The organism is Burkholderia sp. Ac-20384 (assembly GCF_017104605.1).
GTDB lineage: Bacteria > Pseudomonadota > Gammaproteobacteria > Burkholderiales > Burkholderiaceae > Burkholderia > Burkholderia lata.
In genome coordinates this window covers 1-25,539 of the sequence record NZ_JAAGPE010000138.1, presented here as the reverse complement: position 1 = coordinate 25,539, position 25,539 = coordinate 1, and the positions used below count along the sequence as shown (strand labels likewise).

General features: G+C 66.0%; 25 protein-coding genes and 1 pseudogene. 12 read left to right on the top strand and 14 right to left on the bottom strand.

Annotated features, from left to right (window positions below):
- Window positions 1-257, top strand: a 257-nt coding sequence (locus G3O00_RS23650; RefSeq protein ID WP_206144489.1) for an inorganic phosphate transporter, incomplete at its 5' end; no start/stop codon positions are given.
- Window positions 258-395: 138 nt separating this feature from the next.
- Here the strand turns inward: G3O00_RS23650 and G3O00_RS23645 are convergent.
- Window positions 396-1,490: a C40 family peptidase gene (locus G3O00_RS23645; RefSeq protein ID WP_206144488.1), complete on the bottom strand. Its 1,095-nt coding sequence runs from the start codon at window positions 1,488-1,490 to the stop codon at window positions 396-398.
- A gap of 240 nt (window positions 1,491-1,730) precedes the next feature.
- Entirely contained in the window at window positions 1,731-3,533 is a 1,803-nt protein-coding gene (locus G3O00_RS23640; RefSeq protein ID WP_174930913.1) for a PhoH family protein, read from the bottom strand.
- On the opposite strand from G3O00_RS23640, the pseudogene G3O00_RS44145 reads away from it, so the two are divergent.
- A pseudogene (locus tag G3O00_RS44145) lies at window positions 3,429-3,673 on the top strand (hypothetical protein); the annotation flags it as partial. The gene G3O00_RS23640 and the pseudogene G3O00_RS44145 overlap by 105 nt on opposite strands.
- A 192-nt stretch (window positions 3,674-3,865) precedes the next feature.
- Here the strand turns inward: G3O00_RS44145 and G3O00_RS23635 are convergent.
- From G3O00_RS23635 to G3O00_RS23595, 9 genes are all read right to left on the bottom strand, one after another.
- Complete coding sequence (locus G3O00_RS23635) at window positions 3,866-4,327, bottom strand: peroxiredoxin (protein WP_006756046.1); 462 nt, start codon at window positions 4,325-4,327, stop codon at window positions 3,866-3,868.
- Window positions 4,328-4,435: 108 nt separating this feature from the next.
- Window positions 4,436-5,332, bottom strand: a complete 897-nt coding sequence (locus G3O00_RS23630; protein WP_089445789.1) for a polysaccharide deacetylase family protein — start codon at window positions 5,330-5,332, stop codon at window positions 4,436-4,438.
- A 13-nt stretch (window positions 5,333-5,345) separates the two neighbouring features.
- On the bottom strand, window positions 5,346-6,401 hold the full coding sequence (locus G3O00_RS23625; protein ID WP_011352307.1) for a bifunctional UDP-4-keto-pentose/UDP-xylose synthase: 1,056 nt from the start codon (window positions 6,399-6,401) through the stop codon (window positions 5,346-5,348).
- Window positions 6,398-7,345 carry a formyltransferase gene (locus G3O00_RS23620; protein ID WP_206144487.1) on the bottom strand — a complete coding sequence of 316 codons (948 nt, stop codon included), beginning with the start codon at window positions 7,343-7,345 and terminating at the stop codon, window positions 6,398-6,400. The genes G3O00_RS23625 and G3O00_RS23620 overlap by 4 nt, the downstream gene beginning before the upstream one ends.
- The gene (locus tag G3O00_RS23615) at window positions 7,342-8,364 is read right to left on the bottom strand and encodes a glycosyltransferase (RefSeq protein WP_011352305.1); all 1,023 of its coding nucleotides are present in this window, start codon (window positions 8,362-8,364) and stop codon (window positions 7,342-7,344) included. The genes G3O00_RS23620 and G3O00_RS23615 overlap by 4 nt, the downstream gene beginning before the upstream one ends.
- Before the next feature lie 6 nt (window positions 8,365-8,370).
- On the bottom strand, window positions 8,371-9,522 hold the full coding sequence (locus G3O00_RS23610) for a DegT/DnrJ/EryC1/StrS aminotransferase family protein (RefSeq protein WP_174930908.1): 1,152 nt from the start codon (window positions 9,520-9,522) through the stop codon (window positions 8,371-8,373).
- A gap of 134 nt (window positions 9,523-9,656) precedes the next feature.
- Entirely contained in the window at window positions 9,657-10,028 is a 372-nt protein-coding gene (locus G3O00_RS23605; RefSeq protein WP_011352303.1) for an EamA family transporter, read from the bottom strand.
- Between the two features lie 13 nt (window positions 10,029-10,041).
- A complete protein-coding gene (locus G3O00_RS23600; RefSeq protein WP_206144486.1) occupies window positions 10,042-11,718 on the bottom strand; it encodes a glycosyltransferase family 39 protein in 1,677 nt (558 codons plus the stop codon).
- 124 nt (window positions 11,719-11,842) lie between these two features.
- Entirely contained in the window at window positions 11,843-12,217 is a 375-nt protein-coding gene (locus tag G3O00_RS23595; protein WP_041492864.1) for an Mth938-like domain-containing protein, read from the bottom strand.
- Between the two features lie 315 nt (window positions 12,218-12,532).
- Between G3O00_RS23595 and G3O00_RS23590 the strand changes: the two genes are divergently transcribed.
- The 6 genes from G3O00_RS23590 (at window position 12,533) to G3O00_RS23565 (ending at window position 18,871) form a co-directional block, all read left to right on the top strand.
- Window positions 12,533-13,771, top strand: a complete 1,239-nt coding sequence (locus G3O00_RS23590; RefSeq protein ID WP_011352300.1) for a pyridoxal phosphate-dependent aminotransferase — start codon at window positions 12,533-12,535, stop codon at window positions 13,769-13,771.
- A 52-nt stretch (window positions 13,772-13,823) separates the two neighbouring features.
- On the top strand, window positions 13,824-15,152 hold the full coding sequence (locus G3O00_RS23585) for a homoserine dehydrogenase (protein ID WP_011352299.1): 1,329 nt from the start codon (window positions 13,824-13,826) through the stop codon (window positions 15,150-15,152).
- A 12-nt stretch (window positions 15,153-15,164) separates the two neighbouring features.
- A complete protein-coding gene (gene thrC / locus G3O00_RS23580) occupies window positions 15,165-16,616 on the top strand; it encodes a threonine synthase (protein WP_206144485.1) in 1,452 nt (483 codons plus the stop codon).
- A 243-nt stretch (window positions 16,617-16,859) separates the two neighbouring features.
- The gene (gene glp / locus G3O00_RS23575) at window positions 16,860-18,107 is read left to right on the top strand and encodes a gephyrin-like molybdotransferase Glp (RefSeq protein ID WP_206144484.1); all 1,248 of its coding nucleotides are present in this window, start codon (window positions 16,860-16,862) and stop codon (window positions 18,105-18,107) included.
- 19 nt (window positions 18,108-18,126) lie between these two features.
- Complete coding sequence (moaD, locus tag G3O00_RS23570; protein ID WP_011352296.1) at window positions 18,127-18,384, top strand: molybdopterin converting factor subunit 1; 258 nt, start codon at window positions 18,127-18,129, stop codon at window positions 18,382-18,384.
- 10 nt (window positions 18,385-18,394) lie between these two features.
- Window positions 18,395-18,871: a molybdenum cofactor biosynthesis protein MoaE gene (locus G3O00_RS23565; RefSeq protein WP_011352295.1), complete on the top strand. Its 477-nt coding sequence runs from the start codon at window positions 18,395-18,397 to the stop codon at window positions 18,869-18,871.
- Between the two features lie 66 nt (window positions 18,872-18,937).
- On the opposite strand, the gene G3O00_RS23560 is transcribed toward G3O00_RS23565, so the two are convergent.
- Window positions 18,938-19,498: a group III truncated hemoglobin gene (locus G3O00_RS23560; RefSeq protein ID WP_174930900.1), complete on the bottom strand. Its 561-nt coding sequence runs from the start codon at window positions 19,496-19,498 to the stop codon at window positions 18,938-18,940.
- 251 nt (window positions 19,499-19,749) lie between these two features.
- On the opposite strand from G3O00_RS23560, the gene G3O00_RS23555 reads away from it, so the two are divergent.
- Entirely contained in the window at window positions 19,750-20,265 is a 516-nt protein-coding gene (locus G3O00_RS23555) for an Rrf2 family transcriptional regulator (protein ID WP_206144483.1), read from the top strand.
- 157 nt (window positions 20,266-20,422) lie between these two features.
- Entirely contained in the window at window positions 20,423-23,020 is a 2,598-nt protein-coding gene (gene clpB, locus G3O00_RS23550; RefSeq protein WP_011352292.1) for an ATP-dependent chaperone ClpB, read from the top strand.
- Between the two features lie 100 nt (window positions 23,021-23,120).
- Here clpB and G3O00_RS23545 read toward each other — a convergent pair whose 3' ends face one another.
- Together G3O00_RS23545 and G3O00_RS23540 are read right to left on the bottom strand one after the other, a co-directional pair.
- Window positions 23,121-23,558, bottom strand: coding sequence for a YidB family protein (locus tag G3O00_RS23545; protein WP_175013583.1), 438 nt, complete (start codon window positions 23,556-23,558; stop codon window positions 23,121-23,123).
- A gap of 88 nt (window positions 23,559-23,646) precedes the next feature.
- A complete protein-coding gene (locus G3O00_RS23540) occupies window positions 23,647-24,270 on the bottom strand; it encodes a helix-hairpin-helix domain-containing protein (protein ID WP_206144482.1) in 624 nt (207 codons plus the stop codon).
- Between the two features lie 286 nt (window positions 24,271-24,556).
- On the opposite strand from G3O00_RS23540, the gene G3O00_RS23535 reads away from it, so the two are divergent.
- Window positions 24,557-25,018 (top strand): MerR family transcriptional regulator, encoded by a 462-nt coding sequence (locus G3O00_RS23535; RefSeq protein WP_011352289.1) that lies wholly within the window; start codon window positions 24,557-24,559, stop codon window positions 25,016-25,018.
- On the top strand, window positions 25,002-25,436 hold the full coding sequence (locus G3O00_RS23530; protein WP_071334593.1) for a carboxymuconolactone decarboxylase family protein: 435 nt from the start codon (window positions 25,002-25,004) through the stop codon (window positions 25,434-25,436). Before G3O00_RS23535 ends, G3O00_RS23530 begins: the two co-directional genes overlap by 17 nt.
- Window positions 25,437-25,539 lie beyond the last annotated feature (103 nt).

Below are 25,539 nucleotides of genomic sequence, written 5' to 3'. Positions count from 1 at the left end.
CGAAGCTCAAGCCGGTCGGTGGCTTCTGTGCGGAAACCGGCGGTGCGATGACGCTGTTCCTCGCGTCGTTCCTCGGCATTCCGGTGTCGACCACGCACACGATCACCGGCGCGATCGTCGGTGTCGGCGCGACGCAGAAGCTGTCGGCCGTGCGATGGGGCGTGGCCGGCAACATCGTGTGGGCGTGGGTGCTGACGCTGCCCGCGGCTGCACTATTCGCGGCCGGTGGATGGTGGCTCGGTCACCAGATCTTCTGATCGCCGGTACGATACTGTCGAACGGACGTGAAATGCGCCGCAAGCCGAAAGGCTGCGGCGCATTTTCTTTTGGGGTGTGGGAAGGTGCGGCGAAGAGCGGCTGCGGTCGCGGGTGGCCGCAGGCGCGGGCGAAGCGGGCTAGTAACTTCCGTTCGCGAACCGGGCAATCGGATCGTCAGCGGTGGCGGTGCGCGGGCTGGCGGGCGCGGATTGGGTCGACGCACGCAGGACCTGAACGGGGGCGGGCTCGACACTGCGCGGTGACGCCGCGGCGGTGGCGGACGGCGGCTCCGTATCGAAAGCGGCAGCCTGGGCGGCAGTCAGCGCCGTCGTCGGAATCTGTGTGCCGGTCTCAGCCGGGCCGGCCGGTGCGGCATTCGCCGTCATGGCGGCGCTGCCCGGACCGTCATTCACGGACGTAGCCTGCTGCCGGGCTGCCTGCATGCGCGGCGGCGGTGGTTCATACGGGTCGGCCGCCGCGGCTGCGGGGGCAACCGCTGCGGTCGATACGACCTGCGGGGCCGGCATGACCGGTGCAGGTGCCTGGGTCGCAGCAGCTTGCGACGATGTATAGGCCGGCTGCCGCGGCGCGGCGGCAGTCACGACCACCGGGGCGGGCGCCACGACGGGCGCGCTGCGCGGCTCGTCACGCTTCGCCTCGTAGGTCGGCGCATCGAACGGCGTAGGTGCCCCGCGCGGCGGCGCGACGCGGCGAATGCCGTCGAAACGCTTGGCCCAGTAAGGATTCGTCAGGTAGTCGAGCCGCACGGTGCCGCCCGTCGACGGTGCGTTGACGAAGCGCAGCTTGCCGACATAGATGCCGACGTGCGAATGCGGCCGCCCGGTCGTATTGAAGAAGATCAGGTCGCCCGGCGCGATCTGGTCGGGATCGATCGATACACCGCGGCCGCTCATGTCGGCCGTCGTGCGCGGCAGGTTCACGTCGGCCGCACGGCCGATCACGTAGCGGACGAGCCCGCTGCAGTCGAAGCCGCTGGTCGGCGTGTTGCCGCCCCAGCGATACGGGACGCCGACGAGGCTCATCGCCTGGATCGAGATTTCTTCCTGGCCGACGCTGTGATCGACGAACTTCGGGAAATTGGCGGGGGCGGGGAATGCGCGCGGTGTCGTGATCTTCATGCCCGAGGCGGGGCGCGATGCCGACTGCGGCGGCACGCTGGAGCAGGCCGCAAGCAGTGAAACGACAGCAACGGGAACCCAGATTCGAAGCATGGCAAGGCGGGCAAGCGCAGCGCGCTCGCGAATCGTATGACAACAGACAGACCCGATGGTAGACGCTCCGGCGGGGCTTAAGCAACCATTCTTGAGAATTTACTTGAAGTTTCGCGCGTAAACCGGGTTGTTGCGTGACGATGTGTTACTTGCGTTTTCGACCCCAAATAAAAACGGCGCTCCGGGAAGGAGCGCCGCTTTGCGTTGCGTCGAAGCCGGCCGACGGGCCGGCCTGTCGCGTTACAGGATGTCCGACGCGTAGTCGGCGAGCCGCGAGCGTTCGCCGCGTGCGAGCGTCACGTGGCCACTGTGGCCCCAGCCCTTGAAGCGGTCGACGACGTACGTGAGACCCGAGCTGCCTTCGGTCAGGTAAGGCGTGTCGATCTGCGCGATGTTGCCGAGGCACACGATCTTCGTGCCCGGGCCCGCGCGCGTGACGAGCGTCTTCATCTGCTTCGGCGTCAGGTTCTGCGCCTCGTCGATGATCAGGTACTTGTCGACGAACGTACGGCCGCGCATGAAGTTCATGCTCTTCACCTTCAGGCGCGAACGGATCAGCTCCTGCGTTGCGGCACGGCCCCATTCGCCGGCGGCGTCGTCGGTCTTCTGCAGCACTTCGAGGTTGTCGTCGAATGCGCCCATCCACGGCTGCATCTTCTCTTCCTCGGTGCCGGGCAGGAAACCGATGTCCTCGCCGACGGGCACGGTCGCGCGCGTCACGATGATCTCGTTGTAGCGCTTGTCGTCGAGCACCTGCGCGAGGCCGGCCGCGAGCGCGACGAGCGTCTTGCCGGTACCGGCCTGGCCGAGCAGCGTGACGAAGTCGATCTCGGGGTTCATCAGCAGGTTCAGCGCGAAATTCTGCTCGCGGTTGCGCGCGGTGATGCCCCACACGTTGTTCTTGTGGTGGCTGTAGTCGCGCAGCGTCTGCAACAGCGCCGTCTTGCCGTTCAGTTCGCGGACGATCGCATGGAACGTCGGCTCGCCGTTCTGCGGCTCGAGATAGACGAACTCGTTGACGAGCATCGACGCGACGAGCGGGCCGGTCACGCGGTAGTACGTGGTGCCCGTCTTCGTGTCCTGCCAGCTCTCCATGCCCTTCGCATGCTTGGTCCAGAAGTCCTGCGGCAGTTCGCGTACGCCGTTGTACAGGAGATCCGAATCCTCGAGTACCTGGTCGTTGAAGTAGTCTTCCGCGGGCAGGCCGAGCGCGTGCGCCTTGATCCGCATGTTGATGTCTTTCGACACCAGCACGACCTGGCGATCGGGCCGGTCGCGCTGCAGCGCGCGCACGACGCCGAGGATCTGGTTGTCGGCCTTGCCTTCGGGCAAGCCTTCGACGGGCGCGATGTCGGCGAGCTTCGTCTGGAAGTACAGGCGGCCGAGCGCCTCGCGGCTGCCGAGGCGCGACAGCGGAATGCCGGCCGTGATCGCGCCGGCATCGGCGACGAGCGCGTCGAGCGTGCGGCTGACCTGGCGTGCGTTGCGCGCGACTTCGGACATCCCCTTCTTGTGGTTGTCGAGTTCCTCGAGCGTCATCATCGGCAGATAGACGTCGTGTTCCTCGAAGCGGAAGAGGCTGCTCGGGTCGTGCATCAGCACGTTGGTGTCGAGCACGAACAGTTTCTGCTGTTCGGCTTCGGCGGGCTTGCGGCTGCGCGACTTCGTCGCGGCGCCGGTATCGCGCGCGGGTGCGGCGGCCGGTTTGTCGGCAGCCGGTTTATCGTTGCGTGCAACGACCGGTGCCGCGGGTTCGGCGGGTGCCGGCATCGGCTGCAGCAGTGCAGCCGTCTGTTTCGTCTTGCGGCCACGTGCGGGTGTGCTTGCGGCATCTTGCGTCGAAGACGCGACGGCGCGCAGTGGCGCTGCCGTGTTCGCGGCTTCGGTCATCGGTTGGGCCACGCTCGCCGGACCAAAGTCACCGGCTGTGGATGCGTCCCCTTCGGCGGATTTCTTCGCGGCTTTCGCGGGCCGCGCTTTCGCCTTGTATTCGTCGGGTGGCAGCAGGCTGCCGAGCTTGCTGGGGGGAGTAGGCAAAGGCATGGTGTCCCTCGGGAGGAATCGTGTCGCATGGCGTGCGCCGCTGATCGCATCCTGCGTGACGTAGACGCATGCAGTTTGCGCGCGGTGGCGCACAGGAAGTTCGTCTAGCCGGTTCGCCTAAGTGTCGATCAGCTCCTTGACGCGGTGAGGGCCGGACCGAGGGCCGGCGCGCAATCCATAAAAAAAGCCGCTGCCTCGTCGATAGAGGCATGCGGCTCGGCTGATACCGTCGTAATGCGCGTCAGGTGCCGGCAAGCATCGCAACGAGCACCGGCGCAGCTACGAGAAATATGGGGCGAACTGGCATTCATTGCGGCCCAATATAACGCGCCTCAAAGCGCTTGTACAGCACTTAGCACGTCGTCCACATGACCCGGTACCTTGATGCCGCGCCATGCCTGGCGAAGCACGCCGTCGGCGTCGATCAGGAACGTCGAGCGCTCGATTCCGCGCACTTCCTTGCCATACATTTTCTTCATCTTGATGACATCGAACAGCGCGCACAGCGCTTCGTCGGCATCGGAAATCAGCGGGAACGGCAGCTCGAGCTTTGCCTTGAAATTGTCATGCGAGCGCAGGCTGTCGCGCGACACGCCGATGACTTCCGCACCGGCTTTCTTGAACTTCGGATAGAGATCGCGGAACTGCAGCCCTTCGGTCGTGCAGCCCGGCGTGTTGTCCTTCGGATAGAAGTACAGCACGAGTTTCTTGCCCTTCAGGTCGGACAGCGAAATGTCGCCGCCCGTAGCCGGTGCGGTGAAATCGGGAACTTGACGGTCAACTTCGACGGACACGTGTTTCTCCTGTTGTTATGGAAAGGCGCCGCTGCGGCGGCGCGGTTCGGCAGGGCGTCGCGGCAGCGCGCCGCAAGGGCGGAGCGGGCGACGCCGGCTCGTGCGAACTCAGTCGGGCTGGACGATCAGTTCGCCGGAGCGGCCGGGGATTTCGCCCCACGTGACAGGGTACGATGGCAGCGAGTCGCGGTCCAGCGTCGCGTGGTAGTCGCCCATCGTCGCAAACGTGTGGCCTTGCGCGCGCCAGCCGGCGAGCAGTTGCTCGAACACGGGCGCGAGCTTCTGGCCTTCCAGTTCCGCATGCAGCGTGAACACCTGGTCGTGCGGATTGGTTTCGGTGAACTTGAGGATGTGCGCGGCGACGTTGTGCGTGTCGACGCCGTCGATGCCGAGCACTTCGTCGAGCGTCGGCAACGTGGTGGGCATCTGCACGTGCGACAGCGTGCGGCCGTTGACGACGGGCAGGTACGGCGAATGGCCGCGGCCGTCGGATGCGTAGCGCATCCCCCATGCGTCGATCTGCTCGAACGCGGAATCGTTCATCTGCCAGCCGGCCGCACCGTGCGTGACGGGCGGCGCGCCGAAGACCTCGATGAAGCGCGCGTGACTCTTCTGCATTTCACGCGCGGTCCAGTCGCGATCGCGCACGCGGACGTTGTCCTGCCAGTACACGTGATCCCACGTGTGGATCCCGCATTCGAAGCCGGCCTCGTGGATCGCGCGCATGTCGGCGATCGCACGGCGGCCGATGTCGGGGCCCGGCAGCAGCACGCCGTACATCAGCTGCTTCACGCCGTAGTGCTCGACCACCGACGTGCGCGACACTTTCTTCAGGAAGCCGGGGCGGAACACGCGCCGCAGCGCCCAGCCCGTGTGATCGGGCCCGAGGCTGAAGAGGAAGGTCGCGCGCGCACTGAAGCGGTCGAAGATGCGCGCGAGGTTCGGCACGCCTTCGCGCGTGCCGCGCAGCGTGTCGACGTCGATCTTGAGGACGATGCGAGCCAAGCGAACGTCCCGATCAGCCTTGCTGTTCGACGAGCGCGCGCGCGTCGGCGACGTGGCCGCGATACGCTTCGAAGATGTTGCGCAGCGCGTCGTCGAACGTCGCTTGCGGCGCCCAGCCGAGTTCCTGCATCGTGTTGTCGATCTTCGGCACGCGGTTCTGCACGTCCTGGTAGCCGTTGCCGTAGTAGGCGCCGGATGTCGTTTCGACGAGCTTCACCTGCTTGGCCGAATCCGCGTACTCGGGGAATTCCGCTGCCAGTTCGAGCATCTTGTGCGCGAGTTCGCGAACCGAGAAGTTGTTCTTCGGATTCCCGATGTTGTAGATCTTGCCCGACGCGACGCCGTCCTTGTTATCGATGATCTTCATCAGCGCGCTGATGCCGTCGCCGATGTCGGTGAACGCGCGCTTCTGCGAGCCGCCGTCGACGAGGCTGATGTTCTCGCCGCGCACGATGTGGCCGAGGAACTGCGTGACCACGCGCGAGCTGCCTTCCTTCGGCGTGTAGATCGAGTCGAGGCCCGGGCCGATCCAGTTGAACGGGCGGAACAGCGTGAAGTTCAGGCCTTCCATCCCGTAGCCCCAGATCACGCGGTCCATCAGCTGCTTCGAGCACGCGTAGATCCAGCGCGGCTTGTTGATCGGGCCGTAGGTGAGGGCCGATGCATCCGGGTCGAACTGTTCGTCCGAGCACATGCCGTAGACCTCGGAGGTCGACGGGAATACGAGGTGCTTGCCGTACTTGACGGCCGAACGCACGATCGGCAGGTTCGCCTCGAAGTCGAGTTCGAACACGCGCAGCGGCTGCTGGACGTAGGTGGCGGGCGTCGCGATCGCGACGAGCGGCAGGATCACGTCGCACTTCTTCACGTGATACTCGACCCACTCCTTGTTGATCGTGATGTCGCCTTCGAAGAAATGCATCCGCTCGTGGTTGACGAGGTCGCCCAGCCGATCGGTCTGCATGTCCATGCCGAACACTTCCCAATCGGTGGTTTCAAGAATGCGCTTCGACAGGTGATGGCCGATGAAGCCGTTCACACCCAGGATCAGGACTTTTTTTGCTTTCATGAATGACGGGAAGAATGAATGAACTGCGCGAATTCCGCGGGTGTCACGACGGTTTCGCTGCCGTCCCGCTGCTGCCACAGCTCGAGAATGGATAGGGCGCGGCTGTCGCCGCAGACGCCGAATAGCGCATTATCGCTTACGTGCAGGCCGGGCGGCAAATCTGCCGCGGCGGCCGCTGCCGCGCTGCCGGGCGCCGCCAGGCGCGCGCGTGCGATCACGAAACGCGTGCCGTCGACATCCGTGAACGCGCCCGGATACGGGGGCGCGACCGCGCGCACCAGGTTGTAGACCTGCGCGGCCGGCTTCGACCAGTCGACGCGGCCGTCCTCGGGCTTGCGCCCGCCGTAGTAGCTGCCGGTGGCAAGGTCGTTGGGCAGGTGCGCCGCTTCGCCCGCGAGCAGCGCGGGCAGCACGCGCCAGAGCGTCTGCTCGGCGGCGACCGTGACCTTGTCGAACACCTGCGTGGCCGTGTCGTCCGGCAGGATCGGCACCGCGGTCTGGCCGATGATCGCGCCCGCGTCGGGCTTCGCGGCCATCTCGTGCAGCGTCGCGCCGGTTTCGGTTTCGCCGTTCAGCACCGCCCAGTTGGTCGGTACCCGACCCCGGTATTTCGGCAGCAGCGAACCGTGCATGTTGTACGCGCCCTTCGGCGCGATCGCGAGCAGGTCCACCGGCAGCATGTGCCGGTAGTAGAACGAGAAGATGAAGTCCGGCTGCGCATCGGATACCGTGCGGCGCAGCGCCGGATCGGCGGGATCCGCTGGCGTGAGCACCGGGATGCCGTGCTCGGCCGCGACGGATGCGACGCTGCCGAACCAGATGTTCTCGTTCGGGTTGTCCTCGTGCGTGACGACGAGCGCGACGTCGACGCCGCGCGCGAGCAGCACCTGCAGGCACCGCACGCCGACGTTGTGATACGCGAAGACGACTGCGCGCGGCTTCATTGCGCGGCCCCCGTGCGGTTCGCGCCGGCCGGCACCGCCGGCACGCCGTCGTGCTGCTCGAGCACGGCCTGGATCAGGTAACGCGGCCGTGCGCGCACCTGCTGGTAGATGCGGCCGACGTATTCGCCGAGCAGGCCGAGCGCGAAGATGATCACGCCGAGCAGGAAGAACGTGATCGCGAACAGCGTGAACACGCCTTGCACTTCCGCGCCGACGATGAAGCGTCGCACGAGCAGCAGCACGAACAGGGCGGCGGAGCCGAGCGACAGGATCACGCCGATGAACGACAGCCACTGCAGCGGCACGACCGAGAAGCCCGTCACGAGGTCGAAGTTCAGCCGGATCAGGCTGTACAGCGAGTACTTCGACTCGCCGGCGAAGCGCTCCTCGTGCGCGACCTCGATTTCGGTCGGCTTCTGCGCGAACGTATAGGCGAGTGCGGGGATGAACGTGTTGACTTCACCGCACACGTTGATCGTGTCGATGATGCGGCGGCTGTACGCACGCAGCATGCAGCCCTGGTCGGTCATCTTGATGCGGGTGATGCGCTCGCGCAGGCGGTTCATCATCTGCGACGCCTTGCGCCGCCACAGGCTGTCCTGGCGCTGCTTGCGGATCGAGCCGACATAGTCGTAGCCCTCGCGCATCTTCGCGATCAGCTTGCCGATTTCCTCGGGCGGGTTCTGCAGGTCGGCGTCGAGCGTGATGACGATCTCGCCGCGCGATTGCGCGAAGCCGGCGAGGATCGCCATGTGCTGGCCGTAATTGCCGTTGAGCAGCACGATGCGCGTCGTGTCGGGACGTACGTGGAACTGGTCGGCGAGCATCGCGGCCGAGCGGTCGCGGCTGCCATCGTTGATCAGGATCACTTCGTACGACGTGTCGAGTGCGTCGAGCGCCGGATACAGCCGCGCGAACAGCGCGGCGAGGCCGTCTTCCTCGTTGTACACGGGGATGATGACCGAAACTTCGGGCTGCCCGGCGACCGGATGCCCGGCGCGTGCTTCAAGGTGACTCATGTACGCTTATTTTCCGTATTGTTCGCAAATCTGGTTGATGGCGTCGACTACGCGACGCACGTCGCCTTCCGTCATCTGCGTGAAGAGCGGCAGCGTGACGGTCGACGCGCCGTACCGTTCGGCGTGGGGGAACATGCCCTCCTTGAAGCCGCGCGCACGGTACAGCGTGAAAAGATGGATCGCCGGGTAGTGGATGCCCGTGCCGATGCCGCGTTCCTTCAGTTGCGCCATGAATTCGGCGCGCGTGATCGTCAGCCGCTCGAGCGGCAGCGTGATCAGGAACATGTGCCAGTTGCTGTTCTCGAAGTCGGCAACCGGCAGGCCGACGCCGAGCTTCACGGCCGCGCTGCCGTCGAACGCGGCGAAATACGCGCGCGCGAGGGCGCGGCGCTGCGCGGTGAAGCGGTCGATGTGCGGCAACTGGCCGAGGCCGACACGCGCGGCGACGTCGGTCAGGTTGTACTTGCCGCCGAGCACGTCGCAGTCCATCCCGTCGAAGCCCGTGCGCGTGATGCCCTGCAGCCGGTACTTCTGCGCGAGTGTCGCTTCGTCCTCGTTGTTCAGCACGAGTGCGCCGCCTTCGATCGTCGTCAGGTTCTTGTTCGCGTGGAAGCTGAACGACACGATGTCGCCGATCGCGCCGATGCGCTTGCCGTTCCACGTCGAGCCGAATGCCTGCGCCGCATCCTCGATCACGCGCAGCTTGTGCGCGCGTGCGATCGCGTACAGACGGTCCATGTCGACCGGCAGGCCGGACAGGAACACGGGGATGATCGCCTTCGTGCGCGGCGTGATCGCCTGCTCGAGCTTGTCGAGGTCGATGTTGCGCGTGACGGGATCGATGTCGGCGAACACGGGCGTCGCGCCCGTCTCGATGATCACGTTGCTGGTCGAGACCCACGACGCCGGTGTCGTGATCACCTCGTCGCCGGCACCGACGCCCGCGATGCGCAGGCCGATCTCGAGCGTGCAGGTGCCCGAGTTGAACGCGCGGACCGGACGGCCGCCGCAGTACTCGGACAGCGCCGCTTCGAATTTCTGGCTCTGCGGGCCGGTGGTGATCCAGCCCGAGCGCAGCACTTCGACGACGCCCTGGATGGTTTCCTCATCGATCTCGGGGCGGGTGAACGGCAGAAACGGAGCGGTAGTCTGGCTCATGAACGCGTTGGCCTGTAATGGCGTGTAATAAAAGGGTCGGGCGATCCCGGCCGAAACCGGCATTAAACACCGGTTGGCGGAATCGCACCGTGATTTTTTGTAGGCGGACGCTTAATGCGCGCGGCGGGGCCGGCTCAGCTGCGTGCGAGCACCAGCACGCCGATCAGGATGATGCCGATGCCGACGAGCCGCTGGACCGACAGCACTTCGCCGAACAGGTACCAGGCCGCGAACGCGTTGACGACGTAGCCGAGCGACAGCATCGGGTACGCGATCGACACGTCGACCCGCGACAGCCCGACGATCCAGACCACGACGCTCAGCACGTAGCAGCCGAGGCCGCCGATGATCGGCAATTGGGTCGCGATCTTCAGGCCGACCGGGATGATGTTCGCACGGCTGAATTCGAAGTGTCCAACGGCGTTGACGCCGGCTTTCAGCAGAAGTTGCGCACAGGCGTTGAGCATCACGCCGGTGATGATGCAGACGAACGAAACGGGATTCATGCGGCAGGCGTCCTTACGATTGCGGTTTCTCGACGATCACGCGGCGGTTGTCGCGCGCGACCACGCGCATCGGCACGCCTTGCTTGACCAGGGTGTCGTACTGGCCGGGCGACATGATCGCGAGCGCATGGGTTTCCTGTTTCCAGCGCGTGATCCACTCGTCGACGGTCGGAATCCACTTGTTCGGCTCCATCGAGATCCCGAACGCGAGCTCGTCCTGGCGCTGGACCATGATCGTCGTGTGGCCCATATAGAACGGGAACGTGTGATCGAGCATTTCGACCGAGTAGAACGGCGTGTCGGGCGGCAGCTTCGCCAGTTCGGCGCGCACGGCCGGTGCGAGCAGCGCGCCCGAGCTGTAGCGGCCGAATTCGTCGTGACCGGTGCCGCCGATCGTGCCGAACGCGAGCCAGGCGGCGCCGAACGCGGCGAGCGCGGCAGCGACGCCCGTGCGGCGGTTCAGCCAGGCGGCCGCGAGCGTCAGGACGGCTGCGACTGCGAGGCCCGCGTACAGCCACATCTGGAATGCGCGGTACTGTGCGTTCGGCGTGCGGGCATCGCCCTGGTACGCGAGGAAGATGATCCCGAACGCCGCGACGACGATGAATACGAGGTAGCCGAGCAGGTGGCGGCGGAACCGGTCGGCGCTGATCAGCGGCAGGTACGCGCCGATGATCAGCGCGAGCGCCGGCGCGATCGGCAGCACGTACGAGATCAGCTTCGAATGCGACGCGCTGAAGAACAGGAAGATGAATGCGCTCCAGATCAGCAGCACGAGCATCGGCGCGAAGCCGTTCGGCTGGCGCGGCATCCGCAGCGCATGGCGGAGGCTCTGCCACGCGACCGACAGCCACGGCAGGAAGCCGACCAGCAGCACGGGCACGAAGTAGTAAACCGGGCCCGGGCGGTTCTGTTCCGGGGTCAGGTACCGGCGGAACTGCTGGACGATGAAGAAGAAGTTGAAGAATTCGGGATTGCGCTGCTGGACGAGCACGAACCACGGCGTGACGATCGCGAAGAAGATCACGAGGCCGCTCACCAGGTACAGGCGCTTCCAGAGCGCCCAGTCGCGTGCGATCAGCGTATAGAGCACGAGCACGGCGCCGGGCAGGATCAGGCCGACGAGGCCCTTCGACAGTACCGCGAACGCCATCGCGCCCCAGCACGCCCACATCCAGCCGCGTGCCGCGGCCGGGCGCAGCCCGGGCCGCTGCGCGAGCAGCAGCGAGCACAGCGACAGCGACATCCAGAACGCGAGCCCCATGTCGAGCGCGTTGAAGTGGCCCATCAGGTTCCAGTACGGCGACGACGCGAGCACGACGGCGGCGAGGAAGCCCGACAGCGGGTTGAACAGGCGCGCGCCGGTGTAGCCGACCAGCAGGATGCCGGCGAAGCTCGCGACGGCCGTGTAGAGGCGCGCCTGCCATTCGCCGATGCCGAACCACGCGAACGTGAGCGCGTTCAGCCAGGTTTGCAGCGGCGGCTTCTCGAAATACTTGTAGCCGTTGTAGCGCGGCGTGATCCAGTCGCCGGTGACGAACATCTCGCGCGCCATTTCCGCGTAGCGGCCTTCGTCGCTCGGGATCAGGTGGCGCAGCCCGAGCGGCGCGAACCAGACGATCGCGAGTGCGACGACGAGGAGGACGAGCGTGATGCGATTGAGCGGTAGCCTCGACGGCGTATCGTTCATGGATTTTCAGCCTGTTGGTTATTGTGACGGGCCGCCGGCGGGTTGCGCCGGGGGCGGGCGGCCTGACCGGGCCGATCCGGGGGATCGACCCGCTGCGCCGGCCCGAGTTTTACCGCATCGGGGATTAACGTTCAATTAAGAGCGCGGCGGCGACTTTGCGGCCCTCGGCCATCAGGATGTTGTAGGTGCGGCAGGCGGCCTGGAAATCCATCGTCTCGACGCCGATCCGCTTCGCCGTGAGCGCCGCGACGAGCCGTGGGTGCGGGAAACGCAGCCGCGCGCCGCTGCCGAAGATCACGAGTTCGGGTGTCGGGTCGAGCAGCATCGCGAAATGCTCGGGCGCGAGCGCGTCGAACGACGACACGGGCCATGCCTGGACCGGCGCGCCGGGCAGCACGATGACGCTCGTTTCATGGCGTTCGAGATTGACGTCGACATAATCGGGGCCGTAGCCGGTGACGGTATTGAGCGCGCCGCTCGCGTCCTGGTGCAGTTTCAAATCGGTATTCCGCGGGTCCGTAGGGGAATGTATCGCAGGGCCACACGGGCCCGAATGGCCGGTTTCGCTCGCCTGAGCACGCGGGACGCCTGACGGCGTGGGCCCGGCGCGGCTATGGTGCATTGCGAAAGTCGGCCAAAATCCGCTAAATTATAACTTTTTGGTCGCCCCCGGGCGCCACTTGCGTCGCGCGTCGCCACAAGCCGCGCCCGACCGCCCGCTTTTTCCCAGTCTAGACAGCGCGCACAGACCGGCCGCTTTCCAGTTTTGATCCCGTCCCCCCGGCCGCGAGGCCAACCCAGGAACCGTGTCGTCGTGAAACCGATTCAGAAGTCGAACAAGCTGCTCAACGTCTGCTACGACATCCGTGGCCCGGTGCTCGAGCACGCGAAGCGCCTCGAGGAAGAAGGCCACCGCATCATCAAGCTGAACATCGGCAATCTCGCGCCGTTCGGTTTCGACGCGCCGGACGAAATCATCCAGGACATGATCCGCAACCTGCCGACTTCGTCCGGCTATTCGGATTCGAAGGGCGTGTTCTCGGCGCGCAAGGCCGTGATGCACTACACGCAGGAAAAGGGCGTCGTGGGCGTCGGCCTCGACGACATCTACATCGGCAACGGCGCGTCCGAGCTGATCGTGATGGCGACCCAGGCGCTGCTGAACGACGGCGACGAAGTGCTGCTGCCCGCGCCCGACTACCCGCTGTGGACGGCGGCCGTCAGCCTGTCGGGCGGCACGCCGGTGCATTACATCTGCGACGAGCAGAACGCGTGGATGCCCGATCCCGACGACATCCGCCGCAAGATCACGCCGAACACGAAGGCGATCGTCGTGATCAACCCGAACAACCCGACGGGCGCGCTTTATTCAGACGAATTGCTGCTCGAGCTGCTCGCGATCGCGCGTGAGCACGGGCTGATCGTGTTCGCCGACGAGGTGTACGACAAGATCGTCTACGACGGTCTCGAGCACACGGCGCTGGGTTCGCTGTCGGAGGACGTGATCACCGTCACGTTCAACAGCCTGTCGAAGAGCTATCGCTCGTGCGGCTACCGCGCGGGCTGGATGGCCGTGTCGGGCCTGGGTGGCGACAACCGCCGGCGCGCGAAGGATTATCTCGAGGGGCTCGGCATCCTGTCGTCGATGCGCCTGTGCGCGAACGTGCCCGGACAGTTCGCGATCCAGACGGCGCTCGGCGGCTACCAGAGCATCAACGAGCTGATCGTGCCGAGCGGGCGCCTGTACAAGCAGCGCGAGCTCGCGTACGACATGCTCACGTCGATCCCGGGCGTGACCTGCGTGAAGCCGCAGGCCGCGCTGTACATGTTCCCGCGCCTCGACCCGAAGCTTTATCCGATCCAGAACGACCAGCAGTTCATTCTCGACCTGCTGCTCGAGGAGCGCGTATTGCTCGTACAGGGCACGGGCTTCAACTGGACGACGCCGGATCACTTCCGCGTGGTCTTCCTGCCGAACCTCGACGACCTGACCGATTCGATCAACCGGATCGCACGTTTCCTCGACGGCTACCGCAAGCGCCATTCGGCCTGAGCGGCAGGGCCACACGGCACTCACTCATTCTTACTCATCGATCACACGCAGCATGGAACCGATCAAAGTTGGCCTGTTGGGCTTCGGCACGGTGGGCAGCGGCACCTTCACGGTGCTGGGCCGCAACCAGGAAGAAATCAAGCGACGCGCGGGGCGCGGCATCGAGGTGACGCGCATTGCGGTGCGCAACCCGGCCAAGGCGCTGGCTGCGCTCGGCGGCGACGCCGGCGCCGCGCAGATCACCGACGATTTCAACGCAGTCGTCGATGATCCGTCGATCGCGATCATCGCCGAGATGATTGGCGGCACGGGCATCGCACGCGAGCTCGTGCTGCGCGCGATCGCGAACGGCAAGCACGTCGTGACGGCCAACAAGGCGTTGCTCGCGGTGCACGGCACCGAGATCTTCGAGGCCGCGCGCGCGAAGGGCGTGATGGTCGCGTTCGAGGCGGCCGTCGCCGGCGGCATCCCGATCATCAAGGCGCTGCGCGAAGGCCTGACCGCGAACCGCATCCAGTACATCGCGGGCATCATCAACGGCACGACCAACTACATCCTGTCGGAAATGCGCGATCGCGGGCTTGACTTCGCGACCGCGCTGAAGGCCGCGCAGGAGCTCGGCTACGCGGAAGCCGATCCGACCTTCGACATCGAAGGCGTCGACGCCGCGCACAAGGCGACGATCATGAGCGCGATCGCGTTCGGCGTGCCGGTGCAGTTCGAGCGTGCGTACGTCGAGGGCATCAGCAAGCTGGATGCGACCGACATCCGCTACGCGGAAGAACTCGGCTACCGGATCAAGCTGCTCGGCATCACGCGCCGCGCCGAAAACGGCATCGAGCTGCGCGTGCATCCGACGCTGATCCCGGAGAAGCGCCTGCTCGCGAACGTCGAGGGCGCGATGAACGCGGTTGTCGTGCACGGCGACGCGGTCGGCACGACGCTGTACTACGGCAAGGGCGCGGGCGCGGAGCCGACCGCATCGGCCGTGGTCGCGGATCTCGTCGACGTCACGCGCCTGCACACGGCGGACCCCGAGCATCGCGTGCCGCACCTCGCGTTCCAGCCGGACAGCCTGTCGAACACGCCGATTTTGCCGATCGAGGAAGTGACGAGCGGCTACTACCTGCGCCTGCGCGTTGCCGATCAAACCGGCGTGCTGGCCGACATCACGCGCATCCTCGCCGCATCGGGTATTTCGATCGACGCGCTGCTGCAGAAGGAATCGGAGCAGGTCGACGACGCGAAGGGCGAAACCGACATCATCCTGATCACGCACGTCACGGTCGAGAAGAACGTGAATGCGGCGATCGCGCAGATCGAGAGCCTTGCGACGGTGGTATCGAAGGTGACGAAGCTGCGCATGGAAGCGTTGAACTGAGCTGAGGACGACATGAATTACATCTCCACGCGCGGCGCCGGCATCGGCGAGCGCCACACGTTCTCCGACATCCTGCTCGGCGGTCTCGCGAAGGACGGCGGGCTCTACCTGCCGGCCGAGTATCCGACGGTGTCCGCCGACGAGCTCGCACGCTGGCGCACGCTGTCGTACGCGGATCTCGCGTTCGAGATCCTGTCGAAGTTCTGCGACGACGTGCCGGCCGACGACCTGCGCGCGATCACGCGTCGCACGTACACGGCCGACGTGTACCGCAACACGCGCCATGGCGAGAACGCGTCCGACATCACGCCGCTGAAGACGCTCGGCAGCGAGAACGGCGCGCCGATCTCGCTGCTCGAACTGTCGAACGGCCCGACGCTCGCGTTCAAGGACATGGCGATGCAGCTGCTCGGCAACCTGTTCGAGTACACGCTCGCGAAGCACGGGCAGACGCTGAACATTCTGGGCGCGACGTCCGGCGACACCGGCAGCGCGGCCGAATACGCGATGCGCGGCAAGGCCGGCGTGCGCGTGTTCATGCTGTCGCCGCACAAGAAGATGAGCGCGTTCCAGACGGCCCAGATGTTCAGCCTGCAGGATCCGAACATCTTCAACCTCGCGGTCGAAGGCGTGTTCGACGATTGCCAGGACATCGTGAAGGCCGTGTCGAACGATCACGCGTTCAAGGCGCAGCAGAAGATCGGCACGGTCAACTCGATCAACTGGGCGCGCGTCGTCGCGCAGGTCGTGTACTACTTCAAGGGCTACTTCGCAGCGACGCAGTCCAACGACGAGCGCGTGTCGTTCACGGTGCCGTCGGGCAATTTCGGCAACGTCTGCGCAGGCCACATCGCGCGGATGATGGGGCTGCCGATCGCGAAGCTGGTGGTCGCGACCAACGAAAACGACGTGCTCGACGAGTTCTTCCGCACGGGCGCGTATCGCGTGCGCAGCGCCGAGAACACCTATCACACGAGCAGCCCGAGCATGGACATCTCGAAGGCGTCGAACTTCGAGCGCTTCGTGTTCGATCTGCTCGGCCGCGATCCGGCACGCGTGATGCAGTTGTTCCGCGACGTCGAGGAGAAGGGCGGCTTCGATCTCGCGGCGAGCGGCGATTTCTCGCGCGTCGCCGAGTTCGGTTTCGTGTCGGGCAGCAGCAGCCACACGGACCGCATCGCGACGATCCGCGACGTGTTCTCGCGCTACGACACGATGATCGATACGCATACGGCCGACGGCGTGAAGGTCGCGCGCGAGCATCTCGACGCGGGCGTGCCGATGGTCGTGCTCGAGACGGCGCAGCCGATCAAGTTCGGCGAGACGATTCGCGAAGCACTCGATCGCGAAGCCGAGCGTCCGGCTGCATTCGACGGGCTCGAGGCGCTGCCGCAGCGTTTCGAGGTCGTGAACGCCGATGCGCAGCAGGTGAAGGACTTCATCGCCGCCCATACGGGCGCATGACGCACGGCCGGGCCACGGGCCCGGCTGCGCACAACGGCCGGAATGCCGATTCGTCGAACGGATCGGGGTTCCGGCCGTTTCGTTTGGCAGCTGCCAGGCAGCGGTCGTCACCACGCGTACGAAACAAGTGTCAGACCGGCGCATTCGCGCGAATCACAGTTTCCGCATGTCGGCCATATCGCGCGCCCGCGCGACGGCGTCGCTACAATGACGTATTGAATCCAACGATCCCCGATTCCATCGATGTCGAACCCGAATCCCGCGGCGCCGCGCGCGCCGATGCTGTCGACCGCCGAGGCACTCGCCGCGCTGCTCGATGCTGCGAAGCCGTTGCCCGGCGCCGAAACCGTCGCCACGCTCGACGCGCTCGGCCGCGTGCTGGCGGCCGACGTGAGCTCGCCGCTCGACGTGCCGCCGATGCACACGAGCGCGATGGACGGCTATGCGGTGCGCGTCGCCGACCTGCTGCATGGCGACCGGCGTTTGCCGGTGTCGCAGCGCATTCCGGCCGGTCACCCGGCCGCGCCGCTCGCTGCCGGCACGGCCGCACGGATTTTCACCGGCGCGACGGTGCCGCCCGGCGCCGACGCCGTCGTGATGCAGGAGCAGACGGCGGCCGATGGCGATGCGGTCGAGATCCTGCACACGCCGAAGGCCGGTGAATGGATCACCGCGCAGGGCGCGGATATCCGGCAGGGCTCGGTGATCCTGCCGGCCGGCACGCGGCTCACGCCGCAGGCGCTCGGCCTGGCCGCGTCGGTCGGCTGCGCGCAATTGGCGGTCGCGCGGCGGATTCGTGTCGCGGTGTTCTTCACCGGAGACGAACTGACGATGCCCGGCGAGCCACTGAAGCCCGGCGCAATCTACAACTCGAACCGCTTCACGCTGCGCGGGCTGCTGGAACGGCTCGGCTGCCACGTGACCGACTACGGGATCGTGCCCGATTCGCTCGCCGCGACGCGCGATACGCTGCGCGCGGCTGCCCGCGATCACGACGTGATCCTGACGAGCGGCGGCGTGTCGGTCGGTGACGAGGATCACGTGAAGCCGGCCGTCGAGGCCGAAGGGCGGCTCGCGCTGTGGCAGATCGCGATGAAGCCCGGCAAGCCGCTGGCTTACGGCGCGGTGCGCCGCGGCGACGATCGCGCCGATGCGCACTTCATCGGGCTCCCCGGCAACCCGGTGTCGAGCTTCGTCACGTTCCTGCTGTTCGTGCGGCCGTTCCTGCTGCGCCTGTCCGGCGTGCGCGACATCGCGCCGCGCGCACTGTCGCTGCGTGCCGACTTTTCGCAAAACAAGGGCGACCGGCGCAACGAATTCCTGCGCGCGCGCGTCAACGCGGCCGGCGGCCTCGACCTGTTCCCGAACCAGAGCTCGGCGGTGCTGACGTCGACGGTGTGGGGCGATGGCCTGATCGACAACCCGCCGCAGCACGCGATCAGCGCCGGCGAGACCGTGCGTTTCATTCCGTTTTCCGAACTGCTGTCGTAACGCGACGGCTTCCCGAACCATGAAGATTCAACTGAAATTTTTTGCAAGCGTCCGCGAGGCATTGGGTGTCGCCGACGAGCAGGCCGACGTGCCGGACAGCGTCACGACCGTGGGCGACGTGCGCGCGTGGTTGCGCGTGCGCGGCGGTGCGTGGGCCGAGACGCTCGCCGAAGGGCGCGCACTGCGCATGGCGTGCAATCACGAGATGACCGATCCCGACACGCGGCTCACCGAGGGCTGCGAGGTCGCGTTCTTTCCGCCGGTGACGGGCGGTTGAGGCACGGGCGATGGCAACGGTACGAATCCAGACCGACGACTTCGATCTGAACGCGGAAGTCGCGGCACTGCGCGCACGCAACCCGAAGATCGGCGCAGTCGCATGCTTCGTCGGCACGGTGCGAGATCTGAACGAAGGCGAATCGGTTGCCGCGATGGAGCTCGAGCACTATCCGGGGATGACCGAGAAGGCGCTCGAGAAGATTGCCGCCGAGGCCGGCCGACGCTGGCCGGGCATCGACGTCGCGATCGTGCATCGCGTCGGCAAGCTGCTGCCGCTCGACCAGATCGTGATGGTCGCAACGGTTGCGTCGCACCGCGGCGATGCGTTCGCGTCGTGCGAGTTCGTGATGGACTACCTGAAGACCGAAGCGCCGTTCTGGAAGAAGGAAACCACGCCGGACGGCGAGCGCTGGGTCGATGCGCGCAGCACCGACGATGCCGCGCTCGCGCGCTGGGGCATCGAATCGGGCAATACGCGGCGCTGAGCACGGCGTGACGGTGGTGCGGCGAGGTGCCGCATGCGCGCAAGCGCCGCGCGTCACGGCTGCCCGTTACGCGTCCGGATCGCTGCTGCGCCCGATGATCTTCGTCGGAAACGGCTCGCCGCGGGCACGCGACGGCAGCGCATGCGGATCGTCAGCTGCGTCGCGACGGCGCGGTGCGATTGCGTCGAGCAGTGCCTGCTGCTCGGGCGGAATCTGATAGTCCCAGCCGAACCGGCTCAACTGGAGGCTCTGCGCGATCCGCAGCGCCGGCTCCATGAAGCGGATCGCCGCGGGCGGCGCGTAGCGCGTCTCGACCGTTTTCAGGAACAGCGACAGCCAGCGGCTGAAATGGGCCGGCTCGATCCCGTCGAGCGGCTGGTGCGCCTGCTGCACGTTGCCGCGATAGCCCTTGGTGCCGAGCACGAGGCTCGACCAGAACGTGACCATCTTCGGCAGGTGGTCGTCCCAGCGGCCTTCCAGCTTCGCGTCGAACACAGGCCCAAGCAGCGGATCGGCGCGCACGCGGTCGTAGAACGCGTAGACGAGATCGCGGATGTTCTCTTCGGTCGGCTCGGTGTCGCGAGGGCGGGCCGGTGCGGTATCGGGCGAGGCGGGCAGGGCAGTCATGGCAAAAAGGGCCGGAGAAATAGGCAACGACGGGGCGGCGGCGCGGGCATCGTGCAGGACGCCGGCCGGATTTTGACGCAAAATAGCGTCCAACAACCCCTGAAAAACGTGTAAGTGTCACGCATCTTATTGCGCGCGCGCCATCCCGGCAACCCGGGGCCGCGGAACAGGGCCGTCAACCGGCCCCGTGCGCAACCCGATCGGCCCGGCTCACGTAATCGGGGCACGATCGATCTTTTCCGTATTCGCCCATGAGACTCACCGACTACACCGACTATTCGCTGCGCGTGATGCTGTACCTTGCCGTGCGTGGCGAGGGACTCGCAACGATCCAGGAGATCTCGGACGCCTACGGCATCTCGAAGAACCATCTGATGAAAGTCGTGCAGCAGCTCGGCGAGCTGGGATGGGTCGATACCGTCCGTGGCCGCAATGGCGGGCTGCGGTTGTTCCCCGAATCGCTGCAACTGACCGTCGGCCAGGTCGTGCGCGCGACCGAGAGCGATTTTGCGCTGGTCGGCTGCTTCTCGGCCGAGGGCGAGTCGCGCGGCTGCGTGATCGAGCCGCAGTGCCGGTTGAAGGGCGTGCTGGCGGCCGCGCGCGATGCGTTCTTCGCCGAACTCGACCGTCACACGCTTGGCGAACTGGTCGAACCCGCTGCGCCGCTCGTCGCGTTGCTCGGCATCCGCCCGGTCGTGCGCATGCGTGCCGAGCCGTTGCCGGAAGACGCCCCTGCGTCCGTCGAACCGCCGTCGACCGCCGGCTGATACGCGCTCGCCGCGCTTCCCGAGCCGGCCGCGGCCCGTCCCGGGGCCGCTTCATGGATATCCATCGATTTTTGCGCTGAATCAACCCGAATTTCGCTTGAAAGCCGCATAACCATCCTCATCTTGGTGTTAATCGAAAATTGGAGGTCTCGACTAAATGAGAATCGACAAGCTCACCACCAAGTTCCAGGAAGCACTCGCGGATGCGCAAAGTCTCGCAGCAGGCCGCGACAATCAATACATCGAACCCGTTCACGTTCTCGCGGCGCTGGTCGCGCAGCAGGACGGTTCCGCCCGCTCGCTGATGTCGCGCGCGGGCGTTCACATTCAGGCGCTGCAAGGCGCGCTGAACGAGGCCATCTCGCGCCTGCCGCAAGTGACGGGCACCGGCGGCGACATCCAGATCGGCCGTGAACTCTCCGGGCTGCTGAACCAGGCCGACAAGGAAGCGCAGAAGCTCAACGACACGTTCATCGCGAGCGAGATGTTCCTGCTCGCCGTGTCCGACGACAAGGGCGACGCCGGCAAGCTCGCGCGCCAGCACGGCCTCACGCGCAAGGCGCTGGAAGCCGCGATCGCCGCGGTGCGCGGCGGCTCGCAGGTGCACAGCCAGGACGCCGAAAGCCAGCGCGAGGCCCTGAAGAAATACACGGTCGACCTGACCGAGCGCGCCCGGGCGGGCAAGCTCGATCCGGTGATCGGCCGCGACGACGAAATTCGCCGTTCGATCCAGATCCTGCAGCGCCGCACCAAGAACAACCCGGTGCTGATCGGCGAGCCGGGCGTCGGCAAGACGGCGATCGTCGAAGGGCTCGCGCAGCGGATCGTCAACGGCGAAGTGCCCGAGACGCTCAAGGGCAAGCGCGTGCTGTCGCTCGACATGGCCGCACTGCTCGCCGGCGCGAAGTATCGCGGCGAATTCGAGGAGCGCCTGAAGGCGGTGCTCAACGACATCGCGAAGGATGAAGGCCAGACGATCGTCTTCATCGACGAAATCCACACGATGGTCGGTGCAGGCAAGGCCGAAGGCGCGATGGATGCGGGCAACATGCTGAAGCCGGCGCTGTCGCGCGGCGAGCTGCATTGCATCGGCGCGACCACGCTCGACGAATACCGCAAGTACATCGAGAAGGATGCCGCGCTCGAGCGCCGCTTCCAGAAGGTGCTCGTCGACGAGCCGAGCGTCGAGGCGACGATCGCGATCCTGCGCGGGCTGCAGGAGAAGTACGAACTGCACCACGGCGTCGACATCACCGACCCGGCGATCGTCGCCGCGGCCGAGCTGTCGCACCGCTACATCACCGACCGCTTCCTGCCGGACAAGGCCATCGACCTGATCGACGAAGCCGCTTCGAAGATCAAGATGGAAATCGATTCGAAGCCCGAAGAGATGGACAAGCTCGATCGTCGCCTGATCCAGCTGAAGATCGAGCGCGAAGCCGTGAAGAAGGAGCAGGACGAAGCGTCGCAGAAGCGCCTGCAGCTGATCGAGGAAGAGATCGAACGCCTCGGCCGCGAGTACGCGGACCTGGAAGAGATCTGGACCGCCGAGAAGGCCGCGGTGCAGGGCAGCGCACAGCTGAAGGAAGAGATCGAGAAGGTGCGTGCGGACATCGCACGGCTGCAGCGTGACGGCAAGCTGGAGAAGGTTGCCGAGCTGCAGTACGGCAAGCTGCCGCAGCTCGAGGCGCAACTGAAGCAGGTCACGCAGGCCGAAGAGCAGGAGCAGCACAACCCGACGCGTCCGCGCCTGCTGCGCACGCAGGTCGGCGCCGAGGAAATCGCGGAAGTCGTGTCGCGTTCGACCGGGATTCCGGTGTCGCGAATGATGCAGGGCGAACGCGAGAAGCTGTTGCACATCGAGGAAAAGCTGCATGAGCGCGTGGTCGGCCAGCACGAGGCGATCAGTGCGGTGGCCGACGCGATCCGCCGTTCGCGCGCGGGTCTCGCCGATCCGAACCGTCCGTACGGCTCGTTCCTGTTCCTCGGCCCGACGGGGGTCGGCAAGACCGAGCTGTGCAAGGCGCTGGCGTCGTTCCTGTTCGACTCGGAAGAGCACCTGATCCGCATCGACATGAGCGAGTTCATGGAGAAGCACAGCGTCGCGCGGCTGATCGGCGCGCCGCCGGGCTATGTCGGCTACGAGGAAGGCGGCTACCTGACGGAAGCCGTGCGTCGCAAGCCGTACAGCGTGATCCTGCTCGACGAGATCGAGAAGGCGCATCCGGACGTGTTCAACGTGCTGCTGCAGGTGCTCGACGACGGCCGCATGACGGACGGGCAGGGGCGCACGGTCGACTTCAAGAACACGGTGATCGTGATGACGTCGAACCTCGGCTCGCAGGTGATCCAGGCGATGACGGGTGCGCCGCAGGAAGAGATCAAGGACGCCGTGTGGCTCGAGGTGAAGCAGCATTTCCGCCCCGAGTTCCTGAACCGGATCGACGACGTCGTCGTGTTCCATGCGCTCGACCGCAGCAACATCGAGTCGATCGCGAAGATCCAGCTCGCACGCCTGCACGACCGGCTTGCGAAGCTCGACATGGCGCTCGACGTGTCGGAAGCGGCGCTCGAGCAGATCGGCAAGGTCGGCTACGATCCGCTGTTCGGTGCGCGTCCGCTGAAGCGCGCGATCCAGCAGGAGATCGAGAACCCGGTTGCGAAGCTCATCCTCGCGGGCCGCTTCGGTCCGAAGGATGTGATTCCGGTCGACATCCACGACGGCAAGTTCGTGTTCGACCGCGTCGTTCACTGATCGCTGCCTGCTGCCCGGCTCGTACCGGGCGCACCAAAACAAACACCCCGCTCAGGCGGGGTGTTTGCTTATGGGATGTCGCAACGATGCAGGGTTCGAATCAGCCCTGCTTGTTGCCGCCGAACATGCCGGCGATCTGCGACAGCGAGCCGAGCACGTTCGACGGGTCGACCTGTGCCTGGCCATCGGCCGGCACGGCGCCGTCCGGCGTCGCGTGGTTGACGACGTGCGGCAGCACTTGCGCGAGGACGGTCGAGGCCATCGACGGATCGACACCGAACTTGCTCGCGAGCGCACCGATCGCGTCCGAGCCGAGCACGTTCTGCAGTGCGTCCGGCGAGATCGGCTGGTTCTGGCCGGTGCCGACCCACGAACCGATGACGTCGCCGGCGCCGCCGGCCTTGAACTTCTCGATCAGGCCGTTCAGGCCGCCCGGCTGGTTGTTGATGAATTCGAGCGCGGTCGTGATCAGCGCGCTTTGCGAGTTGCCGCCGGCCTGGCCGCCGATCAGACCGCCAACGATGTCGAGGAGACCCATGGTTCTTCACCTTTACCGATAAGGGCGCCACGCTGTGGGCGCCCGTTGAACGAATGCCGCGCGCACGCCATCGCGCGCGCGGCGCACATCAGGCGCCCGACGCCGCGGCGGCGGAGGCTGCCTTGTCCTTCTTGCTTTTCTTCTTCGAACCCTTCGTCGCTTTTGCCGACGATGCGGCGGCCGGTGCGCTCGCACCCGCATCGGCGGATGCCGCCGCTGCTGCGGCCGCCTTTTCCTTCTTCGTCATGCGCTTGGCCTTGGCCGGCTTCGCCGCCGCATCCGGCGCGCTTGCCGCCGGTGCCGGTGCCGTGGCCGTCGTGCCGGCCGTCGCGGTCGTGGACGTCGACGCCGTGCCTGCCGACGTCGTTGCGGACGTGGTGGCCGACGTCGTTGCCGATGTCGTCGCGGCCGGCTTCGACAGCTTCACGCCCTTCGGCGGCGTCGCCGAGCCGCCGATCGTCAGGCCGTTTTCCTCGAGATGCCCGACCGACTTCGTGCCGAGGCCCTTCACGCGGTTCGCGAGATCGTCCGCGTCCTTGAACGGGCCGTTCTTGGTGCGTTCGTCGATGATCGCCTTCGACTTCACGGGCCCGAGACCCTTCACGGATTCGAGCGTGGCCTGGTCAGCCGTGTTGACTTCGACGGCTGCGGCAAGGCCTGCGGCGAGCGACAGCGATAGCGCGACGAACAGCATCAGCAGCTTTTTCAGCATGGCAAAGGCTCCCTGGTTCTGACGGATGAATGGCTGTTGCAACGGACGCCGGGGCGAGGCGTGGCCGGGCGTCGCCGTTAAGCATAGGACAAATGCGTGCCCTTTTTAAGACAGGCTGACCGAATCTTGCTGAAGGCTTGCGGCGCTGTAAAGACAGAACCCCGCGTCGAGCGGCGGTTTTGACCATTCTTTACGGTGTCGCCGGGGTGTCGCCGACAATCGTTGCACTGGCTGTTCGATAGGCCTTGACTTAGAGTGAACTCTAACTCCTAACCTTGTTCCTGCCATGTCGAAAACCGTATCCCAACCTCACGCCACCGGCCCGCTGACGATCGGCCAGGTCGCCGAAATGACCGGCCTGTCGACGCATACGCTGCGGTACTACGAGCAGGCCGGCCTGCTGCGCGCGATTTCGCGCACGGCGGCCGGGCACCGGCTCTATGCACCGGCCGACCTTGACTGGCTGGCCTTCGTGATGCGCCTGAAGGCGACCGGCATGCCGATCGCGCAGATGCAGGCATTCGCGACGCTGCGCGCGCAAGGCGAGTCGACCTTCGGTGCGCGGCGCGACCTGCTGATCACGCATCGCGACGCGGTGCGCGCGCATATCGCGGAGCTGCAGGCGAGCCTCGACGTGATCAGCGACAAGATCGTGAACTACGAGGCGCAGGAGCGGGAGATGGCACGACGGGCAAGACCTTCTCACTCCCTATCGGAACAGGACGGACACAATGGAACGACTCGTTGAAGACCGCTACACGCGCGGCTGGAACAAACTGAAGGAAATCGACGGCGAAGTAGGTGAGCGCGTGATCGCGGCGCTGGCGCCGATCGCACCGGACTTTGGGCGGCTCCTGGTCGAGTTCAGCTTCGGCGACATCTACAGCCGGCCGCAACTCGACCTGAAAGCGCGAGAAATCGCGACGATCGCGGCGCTGGCCGCACTCGGCAACGCGCAGCCGCAGTTGAAGGTGCATATCGAGGCCGCGCTGAACGTCGGCTGCACGCGCGACGAGATCGTCGAGGTGTTCATGCAGATGGCCGTGTACGCGGGTATGCCGGCCGCACTCAACGCGTTGTTCGCCGCGCACGAAGTGTTTACGCGGCGCGATGAAGCGGCCGGCAATGCGGCAGACGCGAACGAAGCGGCCGGGCAGCCCGCATGACGCAGCGCGCGCCAGCGCGTCACGCACGGTGCGGCGCGACGATCCGGTGCTTCGCGATGCGCCGGTACAGCGTCGCGCGCGAGATGCCGAGCGCCTGCGCGGC

Coding starts and splice junctions, on each gene's coding strand:
- G3O00_RS23640 (WP_174930913.1), bottom strand. CDS start 3,533: ATGCCTTTGCCTACTCCCCCCAGCAAGCTCGGCAGCCTGCTGCCACCC.
- G3O00_RS23615 (WP_011352305.1), bottom strand. CDS start 8,364: ATGAGTCACCTTGAAGCACGCGCCGGGCATCCGGTCGCCGGGCAGCCC.
- G3O00_RS23540 (WP_206144482.1), bottom strand. CDS start 24,270: ATGCTGAAAAAGCTGCTGATGCTGTTCGTCGCGCTATCGCTGTCGCTC.
- glp (WP_206144484.1), top strand. CDS start 16,860: ATGTCGAACCCGAATCCCGCGGCGCCGCGCGCGCCGATGCTGTCGACC.
- G3O00_RS23545 (WP_175013583.1), bottom strand. CDS start 23,558: ATGGGTCTCCTCGACATCGTTGGCGGTCTGATCGGCGGCCAGGCCGGC.
- clpB (WP_011352292.1), top strand. CDS start 20,423: ATGAGAATCGACAAGCTCACCACCAAGTTCCAGGAAGCACTCGCGGAT.
- G3O00_RS23555 (WP_206144483.1), top strand. CDS start 19,750: ATGAGACTCACCGACTACACCGACTATTCGCTGCGCGTGATGCTGTAC.
- G3O00_RS23535 (WP_011352289.1), top strand. CDS start 24,557: ATGTCGAAAACCGTATCCCAACCTCACGCCACCGGCCCGCTGACGATC.
- G3O00_RS23645 (WP_206144488.1), bottom strand. CDS start 1,490: ATGCTTCGAATCTGGGTTCCCGTTGCTGTCGTTTCACTGCTTGCGGCC.
- G3O00_RS23560 (WP_174930900.1), bottom strand. CDS start 19,498: ATGACTGCCCTGCCCGCCTCGCCCGATACCGCACCGGCCCGCCCTCGC.
- G3O00_RS23585 (WP_011352299.1), top strand. CDS start 13,824: ATGGAACCGATCAAAGTTGGCCTGTTGGGCTTCGGCACGGTGGGCAGC.
- G3O00_RS23565 (WP_011352295.1), top strand. CDS start 18,395: ATGGCAACGGTACGAATCCAGACCGACGACTTCGATCTGAACGCGGAA.
- G3O00_RS23600 (WP_206144486.1), bottom strand. CDS start 11,718: ATGAACGATACGCCGTCGAGGCTACCGCTCAATCGCATCACGCTCGTC.
- G3O00_RS23605 (WP_011352303.1), bottom strand. CDS start 10,028: ATGAATCCCGTTTCGTTCGTCTGCATCATCACCGGCGTGATGCTCAAC.
- thrC (WP_206144485.1), top strand. CDS start 15,165: ATGAATTACATCTCCACGCGCGGCGCCGGCATCGGCGAGCGCCACACG.
- G3O00_RS23610 (WP_174930908.1), bottom strand. CDS start 9,522: ATGAGCCAGACTACCGCTCCGTTTCTGCCGTTCACCCGCCCCGAGATC.
- moaD (WP_011352296.1), top strand. CDS start 18,127: ATGAAGATTCAACTGAAATTTTTTGCAAGCGTCCGCGAGGCATTGGGT.
- G3O00_RS23620 (WP_206144487.1), bottom strand. CDS start 7,345: ATGAAGCCGCGCGCAGTCGTCTTCGCGTATCACAACGTCGGCGTGCGG.
- G3O00_RS23530 (WP_071334593.1), top strand. CDS start 25,002: ATGGAACGACTCGTTGAAGACCGCTACACGCGCGGCTGGAACAAACTG.
- G3O00_RS23625 (WP_011352307.1), bottom strand. CDS start 6,401: ATGAAAGCAAAAAAAGTCCTGATCCTGGGTGTGAACGGCTTCATCGGC.